Source organism: Nocardia sp. (assembly GCF_025465275.1).
Taxonomy (GTDB): domain Bacteria; phylum Actinomycetota; class Actinomycetes; order Mycobacteriales; family Mycobacteriaceae; genus Nocardia.
This window is the reverse complement of sequence record NZ_JAODNK010000142.1, coordinates 46,224-66,198: the sequence shown is the minus strand read 5'-3', so window position 1 is coordinate 66,198 and position 19,975 is coordinate 46,224. Positions and strand designations below refer to the sequence as shown.

The following is a 19,975-nucleotide window of genomic DNA, read 5'->3' as shown; positions in this document are numbered from 1 at the left end:
GCGGCGTCGACCGGGCGGGCCTGACCAACGTCCGCCTGATCCGCGGCGATGGCATCGACGTCCTCGAACACATGCTGGCACCGGGATCGCTGACCGGCGTGCGGGTGTTCTTCCCCGACCCGTGGCCGAAGGCTCGCCACCACAAGCGCCGGCTGCTGCAGTCCGCGACCTTCACACTTATCGCGAGTCGCCTGCGGCCCGGCGGCGTGTTGCATGTCGCCACCGACCACGCGGATTATGCCGAATGGATTGCCGAGGTGGGAAAGGGAGAATCCCAGCTCATTGGCATGAATGAGGCAACGGGTGGGGATTCCGCAAGGTACCTTGAAACCGCACCGATCGGTTTTGAACGTCCGATTACCAAGTTCGAAGGAAAAGGACTCCGCGCGGGTAGCGCCATCACGGAGTTCATCTGGGGGAAGATCGATTCATGAGCGTCAGTGAGATGGCCCCGGAGGTCGCGGATGTTGCCGAAATAATGCACGGCACTGCATCGACCGAACTAACGGGCGCCGTGGGCGTGGGTGGCACCAGCACCGATGTGCGGCGCGTGCTGCTCGTCTGGGATGCGCCCAACCTGGATATGGGTCTCGGCGCAATTCTCGGCGGCCGCCCGACCGCCGCCTACCGACCACGTTTCGACGCCCTCGGCCGCTGGCTGCTGGCCCGCACCGCGGAACTATCCGTGGGCAGCCGCCAGCGCGTCGAACCCGAAGCGACCGTTTTCACCAATATCGCCCCGGGCACCGCAGATGTGGTGCGGCCGTGGGTGGAGGCATTGCGCAATGTCGGCTACGCCGTCTTCGCAAAGCCCAAAATTGATGAAGACTCCGACGTAGACAGCGATATGCTCGGCCATATCGACCTACGCCGTCGCGGTGCGGGATTGGCCGGAATCATGGTCGCCTCCGCCGACGGCCAGGCATTTCGTGCGCCGCTCGAAGAAATCGCCGCCAGCGGCGTGCCCGTTCAAGTGCTGGGATTTCGCGAGCACGCGAGCTGGGCGGTCACGTCGGATATTCTCGAGTTCATCGATCTCGAGGACATCCCGGGCGTGTTCCGTGAACCACTGCCCAGGGTCAGCCTCGATTCGCTGCCCGATGAGGGTGCATGGCTGCAGCCGTTCCGGCCGCTGACAGCATTGCTCACCTCCCGCCCCGCTCAAGGAGTCGCTTAGTGTTCACCCGCTGGGGCGACCTGGTCTATCGGCTGCGCTATTCCGTTCTCGGAATAGTGGTGGCTGCGCTGCTCTCGCTCGGTGCTTTCGGGTTCGGGTTGGAAGACCATCTCAGCTCCAGCGGATGGGACGATCCGACCTCCTCGTCGTCACAGGCTGCGGTGCTGAAGGATTCCGTCTACGGACGTGATCACAGCGCGGATGTGCTCGTGCTGTACACCGCTCCCGACGGGAAGACGATCGACGATCCGGCCTTCAGCGCGGAGGTCGTCAAGAGCCTGAACAATCTGCCCCTGCAGTACCCCGAGATCGACAAGATCAACGGCGCCTACTGGAAAACCGATAAAGGCCAGTGGATTCCGTCGCAGGCCGGGACCGCTGACAAGAAGCACGCCTTCGCGGCGATCGCCATCAAGGGCGATAACGACACCGACATGCTGCGGAACTATCGGAAGGTGAAGGACGCCTTCAATATTCCGGGCGTCAAGGTGGAGGTCGCCGGGCTACAGCCGGTCGCGGGCACGCTGAACGACACCATGCAGGCCGACCAGAAGCGCATGGAGATCATCGCCATTCCGGCGGTGGCGGTGCTGCTGTTCTTCATCTTCGGTGGTGTGGTCGCCGCCGCGCTGCCGCTGATCGTCGGTGGTCTCACGGTGCTGGGCGCCAACGGCATCATCATGGGTCTGACGAAGGTCACCGACGTCAATTCCTTTGTCAGCGGTGTGGTGTCGATGATCGGCCTCGGTCTGGCCATCGACTACGGGTTGTTCATAGTCAGCCGATTCCGAGAAGAGTTAGCCGAGGGCTACGACACCAAGGCGGCCGTCCGCCGCACGGTGATGACCGCCGGCCGCACCGTCATGTTCTCCGCGACCATGATCGTGGCGAGCCTCGGCGGCATGCTGCTGTTCCCGCAGGGCTTCCTGAAATCGATTGCCTACGCGACCATTGCGACGGTCGCGCTGGCGGCGCTGTCCTCGATCACCATCCTGCCGGCGCTGCTCGCCATTCTGGGTCCGCGGGTGGATGCGTTCGGGCTCAAGTGGTTCAACAAGACCAAGAGCAACGAGGAGATCGAGGCCGGTTTCTGGGGCGTGCTCACCGCCTGGGTGATGAAGCATCCGCTGAAGGTCGCCATTCCGATCTGTGTCGGCCTGCTGCTGCTCATCATTCCGGTGAAGAACCTGGCCTTCGGCGGTATCAGCGAAACCTATCTGCCGCCGGACAATCCGACCCGCCTGGCGCAGCAACACTTCGACGAGTACTTCCCGCTGCGCAAGTCCGCCCCGGTGCAGCTCATCATCGTCACCAGTAATCCGAAGGACATCGGCAATATCCTGACCCAGGCCAACAAGGCTCCCGGTCTGGTGAAGAAGAGCACGTTCTCAATTCCGGCGACGCCGCCCAATGGTTCCGATGTGTGGACCACGGACGCGCAGTTGGAGAGCGTCAACGACGCCGGGCCGACCATCGACTATCTGCGGTCGATGGATGTGCCCGGCGATGCCGATGTGATGGTCAGCGGACAGCCTGCCATCCAGAAGGATTCGATCGACGCACTGCTCGGCCGCATGCCGCTGATGATCATTCTGGTCGTGCTGATCACCACCGTCCTGATGTTCCTGACCTTCGGCTCGCTGGTGCTGCCGATCAAGGCCGCCCTCATGAGCGCGCTGGGTCTTGGTTCTACGCTCGGGATCCTGACCTGGATCTTCGTCGACGGCCATGGCGCGGGTCTGCTCAATTTCACGCCACAGCCGATTATGTCGCCGGTGCTGGTGCTGATCATCGCGGTGATCTACGGCCTCTCCACCGATTACGAGGTCTTCCTGCTGTCCCGAATGGTGGAGGCGCGCACCATGGGTGCGTCCACCACCGAGGCGGTGCGAGCCGGTACCGCGCAGACCGGGCGCATCATCACCGCCGCCGCCCTGATCCTGCTCACCGTGACCGGCGCGTTCGCCTTCTCCGACGTGGTGATGATGCAGTACATCGCGTACGGCATGATCGCGGCGCTGTTCATCGACGCCACCCTGCTGCGCATGCTGCTGGTGCCCGCCATCATGAAGCTGCTCGGCGACGACTGCTGGTGGGCTCCGGCCTGGATGAAGCGGATTCAGCAGAAGATCGGGCTGGGCGAACCCATCCTCGACGATGAGCGGCCCGGCGGCGGTGAGTTGGTGGACCTGGTCAAGACCACGCCCATCACCGATCCGGTCACCATGCAGATGCCGGCGCTGTCCGAGGACGCCACCAGCCGCTTCCCGCGGAAACCGCGGCCCGCCAGGCTGATCGACAGTGAAGCGCCGACACAGCGCATCAACAAGACCGTGGCGCCGGATGCCCCGAGCCCTGACACCACGTCGGGTGCGAAGGACGCGGGCGCACCGTCGGGCAGTGGAAAACCTTCCAGCCCTCCGCAATCCCTGCTGGGTAACGCGGCGGGCGCGGGGCTGAATGTTTCGCTGACCAATCTCGGTTCGTCCGGCAGCGCCGACCTCGGCGCTGCCGGCAAGACTGCGGCAGGTATCGATTCCGGGTCCTCCGATGAGGAACCCGCGACCACCGATTTCAGTGTGACGGAACGCCGTTCGGGTATCGATCTCGGTGGTGCGCTGCCGACCGATCTCCCGGTGCGGGCTCCGGCTCGACCGGCCGAGAACGGCGAGGCAGTACGCAGCGCTATCCCCGCGGTGTCGAATCCGGTACCGGAGGCCGAGCCGGTTGCGCCGCAACCGGATCCGGAGCCGCCGGCCGCGCCCACCCCGCATGTGGTCGGCGCGGAGCGGGTACTGCCACCGCCGCCGTCGGCGAAACTGCCACCGCATCCGGCGACCCGGGCGCAGCTGTACCAGCCGCACACTCCCGAAGCGGAGCAGGCCGCGGAAACCGAAGCCGAACAACCGCATCCGACCCACCACTCCGCCGAGGAACCGCCGAAGGGCGGCGGGCGCAGCAGCATCGAGCAGTGGATGTCGGATCTGCGCTCGGCTCGCCGCCGCACCGACAAGGAGACAGCGGAGGACGACGAGGGCAAGCATCGGGGCGGTGACGGTCGCACGGTCAGTGTGAACGAACTGCTCCGGCGCCAGAACCGCGACTGATACCGACAAGCTGATATCGATCAAAGAGCCGCCCGGCCGAGTTATCCACTCGGCCGGGCGTTTTCATTCGTCCGGACTAGTTGGATTGCGCTTGGCCGCCCGCCTCCGCGAAGGAGCGGGCATAGCGGGTGCCCACCAGCAGCAAGAGGACGCCGACCACCAGGAAGGCCGCCGCGCGGAGCAGGCCGTCGAGGGTCGCCAGGTCGAAGAGGAACAGTTTGGCCAGGGCCGCGGCGGTGACCAGCAGACCGGCGGCCAGGGCGACCTTCGCCTGCTGCGGGGTCCGGGACAGCCGGCGCAAGCCGAAGAGGAGCGACGTTGTGGCGGCGGCCATCCACACCACCGTGGCAATGCCGTGGCCGGCGAGGAAACCGTCGGAGCGCCCGGTAGCAATTCCGAGGGACACCGACAGCGCGGTCACCATGTAGAGGCCGATCAGACCGCCGACCACCGTGACAGCTGTCGCATCACTTTCCCGATCGACGAGACCCAGCCGGCGTGCGCACCAGAACCCGGCGGCGAGCACAGCCAGCGCGGATAGGGCGGCCAGTGCGGTCGAAATCCCGAGGTGCGCTTCGGCATTCCACTGATCGGCCAGGGTCGACGGGCCCGCATCGGCCAGGAAGGCCAGGGTGCCGATCAGCCCGAAGACACCGGCGATACCCGCGGCCATCCGCGAACGCTGCTGTCCGCCCACCGCCAGGAATCCGAGTGCGACGAGATAGAGCGCCACCGGCACGGTCTCCACCCGGGTGGCGCCGAAGCACACCTCGAGCAGCGCGAACGCGCCGGATACTGCGGCGACCGCCGCCAGATGACCCGGAATCCGCACCCGCCCAGCCAGTTTCGATATCCACGGCAGAGCGGCCACCGCGAGCAATACCGCCGCGAAAACAGCGGCCACCAGCACCGCGGTCCGGCGCTCGAACATGGTCGGCGTCGCGAGCAGCGGCACCGTGGCCACCGCGAATGTCAGGCTCGCAGTGATATCCCCGGCCCGGCGGCGTACCGCGAGCACCGAACCCGCCAGGCCCACCGCTGCCACCGCGATCGCAGCGGCGAGCACCTCGTAGCGATGCCCGCGCGTGGCATCCCCCAGCTCGGCCGCAGCCACTGCGATCAAGGTGGCCAGCACCGCCGGAACAGTCCGCACGACGTGCAGATACGGCCAGTCACGCACCAATTGCACTGGTAGAGCGGCAATCTGCAACACGATAAGGAAGGCGAGCAGTGCCAACTCGGTGGTCACCACCGGCGAGAGCAGCGCCGCCCCCAGCACCACCAGCACCGCGAGCGCCTGCGACCGCCACCGCATGGCAAGCCCCACCCCACCCGCCGCAATCCCCAGCGCAACCACATAACCCACCACGGGCGGCAGCCACCCGTACATGGTCGTCATCGCGACAATCTCCAGGTATCCCCCAGCAATACCCGTGGCCGCCAACGCAATAGCCCCCACCTGTCCCCCTGCCCGTCCATGCACACGCATCCCCAGACCCACCAACACCGCCGAGAACACCGCCCCCGCAGCAACTCTCGGCACCGGCCCGAAGAACCCCGCCTGCGCCGCCAGCACCAGCAGCATCACCACCCCGATCAACGTGACCCCCACCCCAGCCACCGCCAACACCCGGCTGATCACCCCTTCCCGCTGCCACCAGGGCACCGTCGCCTCCCGCACCGCCCCCACCCGCCGCTGCTGCGCCATCGGCGGCATAGCCGAATAACCCGGCCTCCCACCCATCCATCCAGCCCCCGCAGCCCCAAACCCCCGCGCCCCAAAAGGTGCTCCCGGCACCGAAGGCACATACGCAGGCATCGCACCTGCAGGCGGCGGCACCGGCACACCAGCCACGGTCGGCGGCATCCACTGCGGCGAAGCAGTGGCGCCCGGCGGGACCGAGGTCGGCGCAGCTTGGGCGAACGCCGCACTCTGGGCTGCCGAACCTGCGCCTGGAGTCGGCACTGTTCCGGATGGGACGCTGCCCGGCAGCGCGCTCGAATCACCCTGCGCCGCAAAGACATCCACAGGACGCACAGGTTGGCCCGGCACCCCCGCGCTCGGACGTGACGGCTGCGCTGCGGTGCGCGGGTCGGGCATGGCACCGCCCGCCACCGGTGGTTCCGGGGCGGGCGGGGTGGATAGGTGAGGAGCGCGCGGGGCGCCGGGGTTGGCGACAAGCTGGCAGCGCAGGACCTCGAGGTCGCGGCCGAGGATGCCCATGTGCTCGCTGAGTGACGTGAACTCAGTCGACAACCGTGCGATCAAACGAGGATCGATGGCGGTATTCATGTCAGCAATGCTCGCGACCGGCAGCTTCATCAGGATGAGTAGAAACACCCGCTTCGAGCCTGGTTCCTACCTGTTCTCAGGACGGTCGTTCATTTTGATATCTGATAACCTCGAAAAAGATATCGTTTGGAGGTGACCATGTCGCGGACTGTTCTCGATGTCGATGATGATCTGCTGGCTCAGGCGGCAAAGATCCTCGGCACCTCGAAGAAGGTTGCCACCGTCAACGCGGCGCTGGCCGACGTTGTACGCCGTCGGCAGCGTGAAGAATTCGCCGAGTGGGTGAAAGCCGGCGGGCTCGCGGACGACACCGTTTCTGATGAGCGCTGATTCGTATCTGATCGACAAGTCAGCGTTGGCACGATGGGGAAAGCCAGCTGTCGCACCAATCCTCGACGAGTTGTCTGCGCGCGGACTGCTCGCGATCTGCGGCGCTGTCGAGTACGAGGTGCTCTACAGCGTGCGGCGTTCTTCGGAACTCGAGAGTGCTCGGCAGCGGCTGCGCGGCTTCGACTGGCTGCCGATGCCTGACGAGGTGTGGGATCGGGTGAACGAAGTACAGATTCAGCTGAACCGTGCCGGGAATCACTGTGCCATTTCATTGCCGGACCTGATCGTGGCAGCGGTGGCCGAGCGGCATCGGTGCACTGTCCTGCACTACAACGGAGACTTCGACATGATTGCGAAGGTCACTGGGCAAGCTGTGCGATGGGTGGTTCCCGCTGGTCAGGCGGATTGAGCGGTTGTACTGCGGGTGATGGTGGCTCGGATTTCGGTGGTGATGCGGGTGGGGGCCTCGAGCATGGGGACGTGGCCTACGCCGGGGAGGGGGTGGATTTCGATGGTGGGGGTGGGGGTCAGGGGTGGGTAGAGGTGGGGTGGGAGGACCCGGTCGAATTCGGGCAGGAGGATCGAGGTGGGGACCTGGAGGGCGGACAGGGCGGTGAAACCCTTTGGGAGAGCGGGGTCTTCGGCCAGGTCGTCGAGAATGGCGCAGTGGGTGGGGGCGGCGGCCATGGCTCGGGCGAGGTGGGCGGGGACGGTTCCGGGGCGGTGCGCCAGCAGGGGCAGCAGGAGGCTGCGGATCATGTTGGGCATGGCGGGCGGGGAACCTGCGCCGAAGCCGATGAGCGGGCTCATGCCGCGGAATTTGCGGACCAGGGTGCCGGAGGCGGCGGGATCGCGCCACAGGCCGGCAGGCGCGATGCTGGTGACGCTGCGGGCGCGGCCGCGGGCCGCCAGTTCCAGGGCGATCCAGCCGCCGAGCGAATTGCCGGCGATATGCGCTGTGCGCCAACCAGTCTCGTCCAGCAGGCTTTCGGCCCAGTCGGCGAGGGAGGCGATGGTGGCGGGCCGCTGCGCCGGCGGGCCGCCCCAGTGACCGGGCAGGGTGGGCGCGAGAATGTCGTGGTCGGCGCGCAGATCGTCGATGACAGGAAGCCAGGACTGCCAGGTGAGCAGGACGCCGTGCAGCAGGAGCAGGGGTGCACCGCGACCGGCCCGTAGTAGTGGGTCCGGAACCGAGTCTGCTGTACCGCCTTCCGCCATGGGCGTGACGATACCTGCCGGAACCACTTGCCCCGGCGGCGGATTCGCCGCCGTAGGATCAGGCCCCGTTGAGGAAACGCTTCCAGTGCGTACCGAAGGGGTGCTTGGCGGTGACGGACCCGAAACGGATGCTGCCATGCACCACAATGTGCAGCGGTCCCATCGGCGGGCCGGTGCGCACCTTGTTGTTGGCACTGGATCCGACCAGGTCGAGACCGTTCATATCGACGGTGCCCTCGGCCGGCACGATCAGTTCGAGGGAACTGAAGAAGTCGTCGACCCGGATCTCCACCACCTGCGTCGCCATCGCCGCCTGGGTGAAGTCCAGGCTCACGCCGGACATGAAGCTGTTGACCAGCAGCGTCTGCGGCACCTGCCAATTGCCATTGCGCTTGACGCCCGACATACGCGAGCGAATCACATTCCCGGCGCCGACCGGATGCGCCGGCCGGGACCCGTACTGCGGCCGGGCGAACCCGTACTGCGGCCGGGGTGTGTAGACGAATTGCGGCGCTTTGGGCGCGGGCTGCCCAGCGAGCCGGATACCCGGCAGGTCGACCAGCACCGTATTCAGTTCACCGCGGGTCTTGGCCGCGAGCGCGGTGTCCATGCGCTCGGTGAATTCCCCCAGTGACAGCATGCCGAGCCCGACCGCGCGCTGCAGCAGCCGTCCGACGTGTTCGCGTTCGATATCCGATACCCGCAGGTCACGGTCGCCGATAACGGCGGCCTCAACGCTGGAAATCGATTCAGGACCTCCCATGCTTCGAGATTACGAGCCGAGGGCGGCTGCGCGCATCAGGGCAATCCCTGATCTGTCCTGTCCCGCCTCCCCGGAACTTTGGCGCACGGCCTGGGAGCCGTTGGCTGTTGGGGACGCGTGGTGCGGTTGGGAGCCGACTCGATTTTGGGGGTACCCGGGGAGTTACCCCGACCTTACGAGATCAGTTGTTGCGTTGGGACGATGCACTATTCGTCGAGGCCCTGTTCTATGGCGTAGCGGGTGAGCTCTACGCGATTGCCGAGCTGCAGTTTGCGCAGGGTGGACTGGACATGGTTCTCCACGGTCCGGTGGCTGAGGTTGAGCCGGGTGGCGATCTGCTTGGCGGACAGGCCCTTCGCCACCATGCGCAACACTTCGGTTTCCCGGTCGCTGAGAGCGGGGCGATGCGGTTCGTCACGATCGGGCGGGGTGTTGGCGATGCGCCGGTATTCGCCGAGTACCAGCCCCGCCAGGCCCGGCGTGAAGACGGCCTGACCGGCGGCGGTCGCCCGGACGGCATCGACGAGCTCGGTGGCGGAGGCGCTCTTCACCAGGTAGCCGATGGCTCCGGCCTTGATGGCGTCGAGCACGTCGTCGCGTTCGGCGGAGGCCGACAGCACCAGGACCCGGGTGCGGGGGGAAACGCGCAGCACTTCGGCGGTGGCGTCCGCGCCATTGCCGTCGGGGAGCTGCATATCCATCAGTACGACGGCGGGTTGCACCGCGGCGGCCCGGCGGGCGGCGGTGCCGACGCCATCGGCGGTGGCCACCACGTGGAATCCGGCCTCGGCCAGATCGCGGGCCACACCCTCGCGCCAGATGGGGTGGTCGTCGACCACCATGACCGAAACCTGGCTTCCCGCATCACCTTCGGGCATCGTTGCCTCCGATTCTGGTGTGAACACCCGAAATATCATTGCCGCGGCCGCCGCGGCACCCGGAATTCCCACTCGGCCCCGGAGCCGTCTTCGTCCACGGCTTCGAAGAGTAGGTGCGCGGTGCCGTCGAGAGCTGCGATACGGCCGATTATGGATCGCGAAACCCCCATGCGCCCTTGCCCTTCCGCTTCGGCGAGGCGGCCGGACGGAATACCCGGGCCGTCATCACGCACGCTGACGATGAGTTCGTCGCCGGTATCCTCCAGCAGCACATACGCTTTCGCGCCCGGTCCGGCATGCTGGGCCACATTGGCCAGCGCGGACGCGACGGCGGCGGAGATCTCCCGTGCTTCGAAACGGCCGATGGGCACCGGTTCGCCGGGTGTCGAGATGAGCACCGACGGGGTGGACTGGGCGGTCAGCAGGGGACGCAGATCCTGTTCGACGCCACCGGCATCCGCACCGACCCCCTGCTCGGAGATGAGGACGCGCAGCGCGACCTCCTGCTCACCGGCGCGCTGCGCCAATTCGGCGGTGGGCCCGCCGATTTCGCCGCCCCGGCGTTTGATGTAGCTGAGCACCTGCAGTACGCCGTCGTGGACTTCCCGCGCCAGCCGTTCGCGCTCCTGCGCAGCCGCGGTCAGCCGTACGGCGCGTTGCAATTGCTGCTGTGCGCGGCGAGCGGTATTGGCGGCCAGCCCGATTGCCAGTCCCACCGAGACCAGTACCGGCGTGGTGGCGTCCCGCCACAGGTCCAGATCCCATTGGGCGCGGGCGGTGACCATGACCGCGGCAATGAGCAGTCCGGAGCTGATACCGCCCAGCGGGCCCCACAGAATTGCCGCGGACATCACGGCATTGGCCGCCCACAGCGTGGTCGGCAGTGCCTGATGGTTGTGATACCAGTCGTAGTTCGCGATCAGCCGGGTCGCGAAGATCAGCGCGATGACAATCAGGTGATCGCCCACCACGACCGCGATCCGCACCCGCTGCACATTGTGAACGCGCCACTGCGACAACAGCACCGCCGATACCCCGGACCACACGGCCATGACCGCGATCAGCACCCAGCTGAGCCGCTGATTGGTGTAGTGCGGTGCGGACGCGATCTGCTGCCCCACCGCGTACAGCAGGGTGACCAGCCGGAATGCCTGCGCCGCCCGCCACAGTGGGCCGGTGGCGGCATCGCGGGGATCGGGTTCAGTCCGCGGTATCACCGGCACTCGCGGCGGGCTTCGATCCGTCGGAGGAGCCCTCTGGTTCCGGCAAGTCCCACCGGTCCGGATCGGGCGAGTCCGGGTCGGCGCCGTACATGGATTTGTGTGGATCGTGCGGGTGCAGTTCATGAAACAGCTCGTCCGGCGAGTCGGCCCGCAGCGATCGGATGGCGGTATTGAGCACCGCCACGAACGGCACCGCGAGCAGACCGCCGACAATTCCGGCCAGCACGATGCCGACGGCGATCGCCAGCACCACCGCGAGCGGATGGATACGCACCGCGCGGCCCATCAGCAAAGGCTGCAGCACATGCCCTTCCAGCTGCATGACCGCGATGGTGATGCCGAGGACGATGAGCGCGGTGACAAAACCCTTGGTCATGAGCGCGATGAACACCGCGACCGAACCGGCCAGGAACGAACCGATAATCGGGATGAACGCGCCGATGAAGACCAGCGACGCCAGCGGCAGCGCCAGCGGGACATTCAAAATCGCCAGGCCGGACCCGATGCCGAGGGCGTCGACACCCGCCACCATGACGGTGGCACGGACGAATCCGGTGAGGCTGCCGAACCCGAGCCGGCCCGCGGTGCGCACCCGTTCCCGGTTCCGTGCCGGGATGACCTTGGTGATGAACTGCCAGATCTGGTCGCCGCCGTAGACGAAGAAGATGAGGATGAACAGTGTCAGGAAGGCGCCGGTGAAGAATTCGCCGATCACGGTGGCCGTCGTCAGCGCACCACTGGTGAGCGCGTTCTGATTCGATTCGACGGTCTTGACGATGGTGTCGCCCGCATTGCGAATCTGCTCATTGCTCATGTGCAGCGGACCGTTGATCAGCCAGTCCTGGACATCGTGCACGCTGGTCTTGAACTGGTCGGACAGCTGCGGCAGACCCGTGACGAACTGTTCCACGACAAACGTCATGATCCCGGCGAGCAGCCCGAGACATCCGGCCAGCGCCACGAACACACCGAGCGATCGCGGCACCCCGAGCCGCTGCATCCAATCCACCAGCGGCGACAGCAGCGCCGCCCCGAGCAACGCAATGGACAGCGGAATCACGACAGTCGACAACCGGTGTGCAAGATAGGCAAGCGCCAGCACAGCCGCGAAAATAATGAGCAACCGCCAGCACCACTCCGCGGTCTCCCGAACGAGCGGGTGCACCGCATCCGCAGGTTCCCGGCGACGCGCCGAACCACCCTTCCCGGTCCCACTCTTCCCGGTACCACCGGTCGCTGCCTGCGATCTACCGGGCTCTGCCTCCGCCTCGCTCACGTCGCGAGCCTAACCCGTGTGGCAAACAATTTGCCTCCGCTGCACTCTCCCGCCTCCCCGGAACTTCAGCGGGCGGCTTGCCGCACAGGCCCCCGCAACAGCGGCGGCGCTCCGGCTGCCGGGAAGTAATGCGGGTGCCGCAGGTTCGGATCCTCGGCGGGGCACGATTTGTCCGCCCACAACCTGACGCCCGAGATCGGGCTTCCGCCAGGTGGGACACGATCCGAGCGTCCTCGCCGGTTATCCAAAGTTATTGGTGATCAACGCATTCGCGCGATATCCGCCGCGTCCGTGTCGCATACTTGTGGCGATCTGGACACACCACACTCAGGAGTCTGCGATGACCGAGTCCGACTACCCGAGCTCGGCGCCGGTCGGGGTGGACACCACCCGCGCCAGCATTGCGCGGGTCTACGACGCCTTCCTCAACGGGAAGGACAACTTCGAGGTCGACCGTGAGGTGCTCGCACGGGTGCAGACCGTCGCACCGCAGGCCACCGACTTGGCCTGGGCCAACCGTGACTTTCTGATCCGAGTGTGCCGCTTCCTTGTTCGCAACGCGGGAATCGATCAGTTCCTCGACCTCGGGTCCGGGCTGCCGACGGCCGAGAACACCCATCAAGTGGTGCAACGCGTCAACCCCGACGCTCGCGTGGTGTACGTGGACAACGATCCGATGGTCCTCGCGCACGGCCGGGCGCTGCTGGCCGAGAACAACAAAGCCACGATCTCCACCTGCGACATCTTTCAGCCGCTGGAAGTACTCAAAGACGCCTCGGTGCTCGAGCACCTGGATTTCACCCGGCCGATCGCCCTCCTGCAGGTGGGGACACTGCACCACTACCTCGGCGAGGACTCGGCCGCGCTGATGCAGACCTACATCGACGCACTGCCGGCCGGATCGTTCGTGGCGATCTCGCACTTCTTCGACCCGCAGGATCCGCAGGAGCCCGAGCTCAGCGAACTGGCAGCGAAGATGGAGGACAAGTTCGTCCACAGCCCGATGGGCAGCGGCCGCTTCCGCACCCGCGACGAAATCCAGGCCATGTTCGGCGATCTGGAGATGATCGAACCCGGATTGGTGCTGTGCGACGACTGGTGGCAGGACGGCCCGCGCCTACGCCTGCTCAGCGCGGTGCGCCACTGCATAGTCGGCGGCGTCGGCCGCAAGCGGTAGCGCACGAGCGCCGCACCGATTACACCTCAACACCTCGCTCCAGGTCGAGCGCTGAAGCCTCATGGAAGCCGGGCAGCTACACCAGACCGCCAGCCTGGGATTGTGCCTGGGTAGGTGACACCGGATACCCGATCGCGTAGCAGTCCGGTTCGACCACAACTACCTACACGCATCGAAGCCCCTGAACGGCGGGGAAGCTAGATTGGTGATCGTGTCAACAGCGCCCTTCGAAGCGGTCAAACAGACCATGAGAACACGCTGGCCGCTGTACCTCGCATCGATGCTCGCGGCCAACGCGTTCGGTGCTGTCCTGGTGTGGGCGTTCATCCAATACGGGCTGCCCGTGCCGGAGCGGGGGTCCAGCGCGACGCGGCAGACCGGTTTGGTGTGGCCTGCGCTGGTGTTCTTGGTCGGTGGGCTGCTGAGTCTGACCGCTTCGGCGCTCATGTTGCGGCCGGTGATGCGCTGGCAGGTGCGCGGTGGTCCGCCGAGCCGCCAGGAGCAGATGGCCGCGCTGCACGCACCGCTGCGGCAGTCCATCGTGCACCTGGTGTTGTGGCTGGTGGGTGGGGCGGTGCTGGCATCGCTGATCATTGTGCGGGCCCCGGAGCTGGCGGCCGCGGTCATCGTCACCGAATGTATGGCCGCCACCATCGTTTTCGGCTTCACCTACATGCTGGGCGAACGGATTCTGCGCCCGGTCGCGGCCGAGGCGCTGACCGTCGGCGCGTTCGATCACACCCTCACCGCCGGTGTCGGCACCCGCATGGCCATGACCTGGGGCATGGGCACCTTCGCCCCGGTGATCGCCATCGTGCTGCTGTGCGTCACCCAGATCTCCTCGCGCGTGCAGTTTTCCGCGCAGTCGCTGGCGGTGTCGATTCTGCTGCTGTGCGGTGTGGTGATCATGCAGGCGCTGGCCCTTTCCATGCTCACCGCGGCCAGTATTTCCGATCCGATTCGGCAGCTCAGCCAGGCCATCGATCGCGTGCAGGAAGGCGCGCGGGATGTGCAGGTGGAAGTTTTCGACGGTTCCGAAATCGGTCTGCTGCAGGTTGGCTTCAACCGAATGATGGGTGAGGCCGCGAAACGTCGAGAACTGCAGGAATTGTTCGGTCAGCATGTCGGCGAGGATGTCGCGCGGCGGGCGCTGGAGTACGGCACCGAACTCGGTGGTGAAACCCGATTTGTTGCGGTGCTGTTCGTCGATATGGTCGGTTCCACCGCCACTGCGGCGGAACGGCCGCCGGCGGAAGTGGTCAGTCTGCTCAACGAGTTCTTCCGCGTCGTGGTGGATGTGATCGACCGCCACCACGGCCTGATCAATAAATTCATGGGTGATGCCGCGCTGGCCATTTTCGGTGCGCCGCTGGACCGCCCAGATGCCCCGACCGCGGCTCTCGCCGCCGCCCGTGAGCTGCGCGAAGCCCTGCGTGACGTGCCCGGATTGGATATCGGCATGGGTGTTTCGGCGGGCCTGGCGGTCGCGGGAAATATCGGTGGCGCAAATCGTTTCGAGTACACCGTGATCGGTGACCCGGTCAACGAGGCGTCCCGTCTCACCGAACTCGCGAAGGATCGCCCGGGACGCGTCCTGACCTCCTCCAGCGCGCTCTATTTCGCCGACGAGAACGAACAGCGACATTGGGAAACGGGCGAAGAGGTCCAACTCCGGGGCCGCCGGCGGAAAACCCGGCTGGCCTGGCCCAAAGAAAGTACCGACCCGACGGATGCAGACGAGGCGGTAGCCAGTTCGTTAGGGTGAGCATGTGACGGCCCATGGTGAGCTGGCCGGCGAACCTGCGCCGCCCGCGGAGAACTCGCGCCGCGGCAGGTTCTGGTGGGCCAAATGGGTGCTCGGGGCCGCGCTGCTGACTCTGTTGATTTCCGAAGGCTTTTATCTATATCCCCGCCTGCACGAATCCTGGAAGAACCTCACCGAAATCCATTGGGGATGGGTCGCCGCCTGCATCGCGATGCAGGCGGTTTCCATGAGTGGGTACGGCGCCATCCAGAAACAGCTGCTGCATGCCGGAGGCGTGGAAGTGAGCCACCGGAAGTCGGTATCGGTGGTGTACGGCTCCACCGGCATGGCATTGACACTGCCCGCCGGCCAGGTGTTCTCGACCGCCTTCACCTATAGACAGATGCGACGCTGGGGCGCGAGCCCGATCCTGGCGTCGTGGCAACTGGTGATGTCCGGGGTGGTCGCCACCGCCGGGCTGACCCTGCTGGGCGTATTCGGCGCGGTACTGGCCGGCGACCGGATCGGTCCCGGCAAGGTGATCCTGTCACTGGGTGCGGTGGCGGTGCTGGTGTGGGCGTTCAATTACGTCTCCCGCCATCCGGGCACCCTCGAATCGGTCCTGCATCGAATCCTGCACCTGATCAACAGGATTCGGCACAAGCCCGCGGAGGAGGGCACCGAGAAGATCGGTGAGATCCTGGGCCAGCTGGAGTCGGTGGATCTGGGTCGCAAGGACGGCGCGTGGGTGGTGCTGTGGGCGCTCATACACCGGCTCGCCGATGTCGCCTGTCTGGGCTTCGCCTGCTACGCCGTGGGCGCCGACCCCCGGCTGGCCGGGCTCATGCTGGCCTTCGCGGCCGGAAAAGCCGTGGGCACCATCCCCTTCGCTCCCGGCGGCATCGTCTACGTGGACGCCACGCTCATCTATTCGCTCACCGCGGCCGCGGGGCTGCCCGCCGCCCAGGCCGTGGCGGCCGCCTTCCTCTATCGCCTGATCAGCTTCATTCTGGTGGCGATCATCGGCTGGATCGTCTTCCTTTTCCTCTTCCGCAAACCCCATGACGACGACGCGGCGTACGAGAAGGAATTCGAAGAGCGCGGCGGGCCTCTCATCACCGACCGCCGCCGCCCGAACTCCCCGCCCGCCCCGGAGTCCTGACCACCGGAAAGTGGTCCCGCGCAGCGTGATGAGTGTCCCTGCGCAGCGTGATGTAGGACGCCCGATAACCTTTGGCCGTGAAGAAACTGGCGCCGTTCGTCGCAGATGCCGTATTGGTGATCGTGTTCTGCGCAATCGGTCGGCACAATCACGACGAGCCGGTGCTGGCCGGGATGGCCCGCACGGTATGGCCGTTCGCCACCGGTCTGCTACTGGGCTGGGTGATCGCCATCGCGGTCGCCGCCGGGCGCGAAGGAGCCAGCGCGGCAAAGCGTTTCGACGGCCGGCCGGTGTGGCCGACCGGCGTCATCGTCTGGCTGAGCACCCTGGTCGGCGGCATGCTGCTGCGCGTGGTGAGCGGGCAGGGCATTGCCTTCAGCTTCGTTCTGGTCGCCGCGACCGCGCTCGCGCTGTTCCTGCTCGGCTGGCGGGCCGGCATGAAAGCGCTGCGCTGGAACTAGTTCGGAGCTCGCAGCCGGGCCCGGACGGCCGAAGTCAGTCCGGGGCCGCGAGCGACTGCAGCAGTCGCGCCGCCATGCGTGCGGCGGAATCCCCGCTGTCCACATCGTCGATGTGAATGGCGAAGGCGAGATCACCCATGGTGGCGATGAGCCAGCCATTGGTGCCCGCCGGAGCGGCGAACGCCTGTACGCCCTGATAGCGGTTGAGGCTGGCCAATTCCGGGGCCGCCGTACCGTCGCGCAGCATGGTGCGCAGGCGGTCGGTGACATCGCCGGGGAGAGCGGGCAGATCGGCTTCGGTGGTGGCCGGGACTCCGATGGTGATCATCGGTTTGGGCACCTGGCCATTGGCGATGGCAGCCGCCGCGATGGCCATACCCCAGGGGCTGGCCAGCAGTGAATCGGCGGCATTGCCGCGGCCGACCTGTTCGGCCGCGTTCTTGCCGGTGGGCAGGCGGCCCGTGGTCTCGTCCAGGCCGGGGATCTTGAAGTCGATGCCGACGCCGAGCATGCTCGCGGCATCGGCCGCATCGCCGACCGAGACGTCCTGCGGCGCTTTCTTCTTGGTGATCGCGGCCATGTTCTTGAACAGTTCGATCATGCCGCCGACCGGGTACAGCCCGGTGAAGGCGACCGATCCGTGCTCACTGGCCTGGCTGTTCTGGGCAGCGGCGACAATCGCGCCACTGGAGGGCTGGATGGCCACGATGGAGGCGGGCGTGCCTACGCTCACCACCGCGTCCTCTGCGGCGCGCTGCAGATGCTGGTCCATGGTGCCGGGGATATCCGGTCCGGGCGGGCCCTGTTCGCCGGCGAGCTGGGTGACGAAGGTGCCGTCCGGTTCGAACAGCTGCACACCCCAACCTGAGCGCTGATCGTTATTGTTCTGCCACACCTTGTTCAGCGAGTCGAGCATCGGCGACCAGACACGGCGGTCGGCGGAGATGAGCCGGGGCTGCTGTTCCATGACCACGCCGGGGATGGCCGCCATCTTGGGCTGGAGGATGGCGAAGTCGCCGTCGCGCAGATTCACCGCGACCACGGGTTTGCCCTGCGAGGCCGACAGCTGTTGCAGCAGTGACGGTCCGGTGATGAGCGGTGCGACCGGAGCGATGGCATCGGCCAGCGCATTGCTGGAGGCGACCGGATCACCGGTTTTGGTCGGGTCGAGTTTGACGACATTGACGGTCTGCTCCGTCATGAGCGGCGCACCGACGATGTCATTGACGTGCGGCGCCGGCGTGGCGTACGTGCGGACCAGCTTCACGGTGCGTTTGCTGTCCAGCTGCGGGATGATCAGCGCCGGATCCCATGAGATGCGCCAGCCCACACTGAGTTTGCGGACGGTGCCCTGCAGGTCGTACTTCCAGGTCTTGTTTTCCCCGAAGTTCCACGCCGCGCTCATGCTGAACAGACCGGTATTACCGTCGAGGCCGATGAACTGGGTCACCTGGTAGTCGGGTTTGCCCGGGTTCAGCCCGCTGAAGACTTGCTTCAGCGTTGCGGACGCACCATTCGGGTAGGACGTCAGCTCTGCTGCGTCCTCATAGTTCTGTTTGTCGAGCAAGCTGGAGAATCGCTCGACAACAGCCTCCGCACCGGTCGCTCGCCCCCGGAAAGCACACGACCCCATCGCAATCGCGAGGGCCAGCACCACCGCGAGCACGATCGCGCCACGGATCCGGAAGCGGCGGGATCCCCACACATCCATATCGCCCACTCTTCACTCTTGCCACATCAGCAACAGGACCACGGTACCGCGTTCAAATCACTCGCGGTGCCACCTTTCCACCAGGCGTGTATGTATCGAGATCCACCATAGTGCCGATTTCGGCCCACAAGGACCAGTTACATGATCACCGGTCGGTTACGGACCTGGCGTATTCGCGCCTCCGCGAACCGTTTAGTACGTACCCCATGGCGTGCTTGCGCAACTGCCGTGATGGGGCGCCCGAACCCTGTTCTCCGAGAGCGGAATCCAATCGCCCGGAATGAACGTAACGTTGTAATCAGTATTACAACTCGAGACAGCAAGTGAGAGTGACCGCCATGAGACACGGACACCGTGGACGTGAGTTCGGACGCCCCGGAGGCTGGCAACAAGCCGACCTGCCCGACGCCGCAGACGCTTCCGATTGGTTCGCTGGACGATTGCCAGCTGACTGGTTCACCGGACCCCCGACCCTGGAGATCGACCGCGACGAAATCGTCGTAGTCGGTGAACTTCCCCTGCCCACTCCCGAATCCACCGAGGGTGAGGATGCGGCCGAAGTGCCGCAGGCCACCCGCGAGGGCCTGGTTTCCCGCTTCCGGGAATCCACCCGCTCGGCCCGCATGCAGATCGCTCAGGAGGCCCAGGCCCGCTACGGCCGCAATGTCGCCTGGGGCGTATCGGCCGGTGACGACCGAATCCTGTTCACCCACCTGGCAGTTCCGGTTATGACCCGGCTCCGCCAGCCCGAACGCAAAGTCCTCGACACCCTCATCGACGCCGGTGTCGCCCGCTCCCGCTCCGACGCTCTCGCCTGGACCGTGAAACTCGCGGGCAAGCACGCCGAGGAGTGGCTCGACGAACTGCGCGGCGCCATGCGCAAGGTCGACGACCTGCGCTCCGAAGGCCCGCGCGGACTGTAGGAGGCCATAGGATCGGACCCATGGTGGAAACCGTGGGTCCGATCCTCGTGCTCAATGGGCCGAACCTGAACATGCTCGGCACCAGGCAGCCCGAGGTGTACGGGTCCGACACCCTCGACGATGTGATTGAGCTGTGCCGCAAGACGGCGGCGCGATTCGGCCGCGAGGTCGAGGCGTTCCAGTCCAATCACGAAGGCGCGCTGATCGACCGGATCCATGCGGCGCGCGGCGTCGAGTCCGGGATCGTCATCAATCCGGGCGGCTTCACGCATACCTCGGTGGCGCTGCGCGATGCGCTGGTGATTCCGGAGGTGCCGATCGTGGAGGTGCACATCAGCAATGTGCATGCGCGCGAAGAGTTCCGGCACCACTCCTTCGTCTCCCCCGTCGCCACCGCGGTCGTCGCGGGCATGGGCATCCAGGGGTATGCGGCCGCGATCGAGTTCCTCGCCACTCGCTGACAACACCCACTGATCAGGCCCGGCTCGCCTCGAGCCGGGCCTTTTTCCTGTCTTTTCCGGGCGGCTGAATA

At 66.1% G+C, this 19,975-nt stretch carries 18 protein-coding genes; 11 read left to right on the top strand and 7 right to left on the bottom strand.

Going from position 1 to position 19,975, the window contains the following annotated elements:
* The 3 genes from trmB to JWN03_RS31020 all read left to right on the top strand — a co-directional run.
* Nucleotides 1–434: tRNA (guanine(46)-N(7))-methyltransferase TrmB (trmB, locus tag JWN03_RS31030; RefSeq protein ID WP_297622396.1), on the top strand; the 434-nt coding region annotated here is incomplete at its 5' end.
* Nucleotides 431–1,177, top strand: a complete 747-nt coding sequence (locus JWN03_RS31025; RefSeq protein ID WP_297622394.1) for an NYN domain-containing protein — start codon at nt 431–433, stop codon at nt 1,175–1,177. The genes trmB and JWN03_RS31025, both read left to right, overlap by 4 nt.
* Complete coding sequence (locus JWN03_RS31020; protein WP_297622392.1) at nt 1,177–4,284, top strand: MMPL family transporter; 3,108 nt, start codon at nt 1,177–1,179, stop codon at nt 4,282–4,284. The genes JWN03_RS31025 and JWN03_RS31020 overlap by 1 nt, the downstream gene beginning before the upstream one ends.
* Nucleotides 4,285–4,360: 76 nt before the next feature.
* On the opposite strand, the gene JWN03_RS31015 is transcribed toward JWN03_RS31020, so the two are convergent.
* The gene (locus JWN03_RS31015; protein ID WP_297622390.1) at nt 4,361–6,001 is read right to left on the bottom strand and encodes a DUF2339 domain-containing protein; all 1,641 of its coding nucleotides are present in this window, start codon (nt 5,999–6,001) and stop codon (nt 4,361–4,363) included.
* Between the two features lie 714 nt (nt 6,002–6,715).
* Between JWN03_RS31015 and JWN03_RS31010 the strand changes: the two genes are divergently transcribed.
* Entirely contained in the window at nt 6,716–6,907 is a 192-nt protein-coding gene (locus JWN03_RS31010; RefSeq protein ID WP_297622411.1) for a type II toxin-antitoxin system VapB family antitoxin, read from the top strand.
* Entirely contained in the window at nt 6,897–7,316 is a 420-nt protein-coding gene (locus JWN03_RS31005) for a PIN domain nuclease (protein ID WP_297622388.1), read from the top strand. The genes JWN03_RS31010 and JWN03_RS31005 overlap by 11 nt, the downstream gene beginning before the upstream one ends.
* On the opposite strand, the gene JWN03_RS31000 is transcribed toward JWN03_RS31005, so the two are convergent.
* The 5 genes from JWN03_RS31000 to JWN03_RS30980 all read right to left on the bottom strand — a co-directional run bounded on the left by JWN03_RS31000 (nt 7,304) and on the right by JWN03_RS30980 (nt 12,154).
* On the bottom strand, nt 7,304–8,125 hold the full coding sequence (locus tag JWN03_RS31000) for an alpha/beta fold hydrolase (protein WP_297622386.1): 822 nt from the start codon (nt 8,123–8,125) through the stop codon (nt 7,304–7,306). The two genes, JWN03_RS31005 and JWN03_RS31000, sit on opposite strands and share 13 nt — an antisense overlap.
* A 58-nt stretch (nt 8,126–8,183) precedes the next feature.
* A complete protein-coding gene (locus tag JWN03_RS30995) occupies nt 8,184–8,846 on the bottom strand; it encodes a DUF1707 SHOCT-like domain-containing protein (protein ID WP_297622409.1) in 663 nt (220 codons plus the stop codon).
* A 248-nt stretch (nt 8,847–9,094) separates the two neighbouring features.
* Nucleotides 9,095–9,766: a response regulator gene (locus tag JWN03_RS30990; protein WP_297622384.1), complete on the bottom strand. Its 672-nt coding sequence runs from the start codon at nt 9,764–9,766 to the stop codon at nt 9,095–9,097.
* 35 nt (nt 9,767–9,801) lie between these two features.
* Nucleotides 9,802–10,983 (bottom strand): MacS family sensor histidine kinase, encoded by a 1,182-nt coding sequence (gene macS, locus JWN03_RS30985; RefSeq protein ID WP_297622382.1) that lies wholly within the window; start codon nt 10,981–10,983, stop codon nt 9,802–9,804.
* A complete protein-coding gene (locus tag JWN03_RS30980; RefSeq protein ID WP_297622407.1) occupies nt 10,967–12,154 on the bottom strand; it encodes an AI-2E family transporter in 1,188 nt (395 codons plus the stop codon). The genes macS and JWN03_RS30980 overlap by 17 nt, the downstream gene beginning before the upstream one ends.
* Before the next feature lie 451 nt (nt 12,155–12,605).
* Between JWN03_RS30980 and JWN03_RS30975 the strand changes: the two genes are divergently transcribed.
* The 4 genes from JWN03_RS30975 (at nt 12,606) to JWN03_RS30960 (ending at nt 16,809) form a co-directional block, all read left to right on the top strand.
* Nucleotides 12,606–13,442 (top strand): SAM-dependent methyltransferase, encoded by an 837-nt coding sequence (locus JWN03_RS30975; protein WP_297622380.1) that lies wholly within the window; start codon nt 12,606–12,608, stop codon nt 13,440–13,442.
* 247 nt (nt 13,443–13,689) lie between these two features.
* Entirely contained in the window at nt 13,690–15,207 is a 1,518-nt protein-coding gene (locus tag JWN03_RS30970) for an adenylate/guanylate cyclase domain-containing protein (RefSeq protein ID WP_297622405.1), read from the top strand.
* A 4-nt stretch (nt 15,208–15,211) separates the two neighbouring features.
* The gene (locus JWN03_RS30965; RefSeq protein ID WP_297622378.1) at nt 15,212–16,348 is read left to right on the top strand and encodes a lysylphosphatidylglycerol synthase transmembrane domain-containing protein; all 1,137 of its coding nucleotides are present in this window, start codon (nt 15,212–15,214) and stop codon (nt 16,346–16,348) included.
* Nucleotides 16,349–16,425: 77 nt separating this feature from the next.
* Nucleotides 16,426–16,809 (top strand): DUF3054 domain-containing protein, encoded by a 384-nt coding sequence (locus JWN03_RS30960; RefSeq protein ID WP_297622376.1) that lies wholly within the window; start codon nt 16,426–16,428, stop codon nt 16,807–16,809.
* A gap of 34 nt (nt 16,810–16,843) precedes the next feature.
* Here the strand turns inward: JWN03_RS30960 and JWN03_RS30955 are convergent, their stop codons facing one another.
* Nucleotides 16,844–18,520: an NTF2-like N-terminal transpeptidase domain-containing protein gene (locus JWN03_RS30955; RefSeq protein ID WP_297622374.1), complete on the bottom strand. Its 1,677-nt coding sequence runs from the start codon at nt 18,518–18,520 to the stop codon at nt 16,844–16,846.
* A 338-nt stretch (nt 18,521–18,858) separates the two neighbouring features.
* Between JWN03_RS30955 and JWN03_RS30950 the strand changes: the two genes are divergently transcribed.
* Nucleotides 18,859–19,443, top strand: a complete 585-nt coding sequence (locus JWN03_RS30950; RefSeq protein ID WP_297622372.1) for a hypothetical protein — start codon at nt 18,859–18,861, stop codon at nt 19,441–19,443.
* 20 nt (nt 19,444–19,463) lie between these two features.
* Nucleotides 19,464–19,904, top strand: a complete 441-nt coding sequence (gene aroQ, locus JWN03_RS30945; RefSeq protein WP_297622370.1) for a type II 3-dehydroquinate dehydratase — start codon at nt 19,464–19,466, stop codon at nt 19,902–19,904.
* Nucleotides 19,905–19,975: the final 71 nt, after the last annotated feature.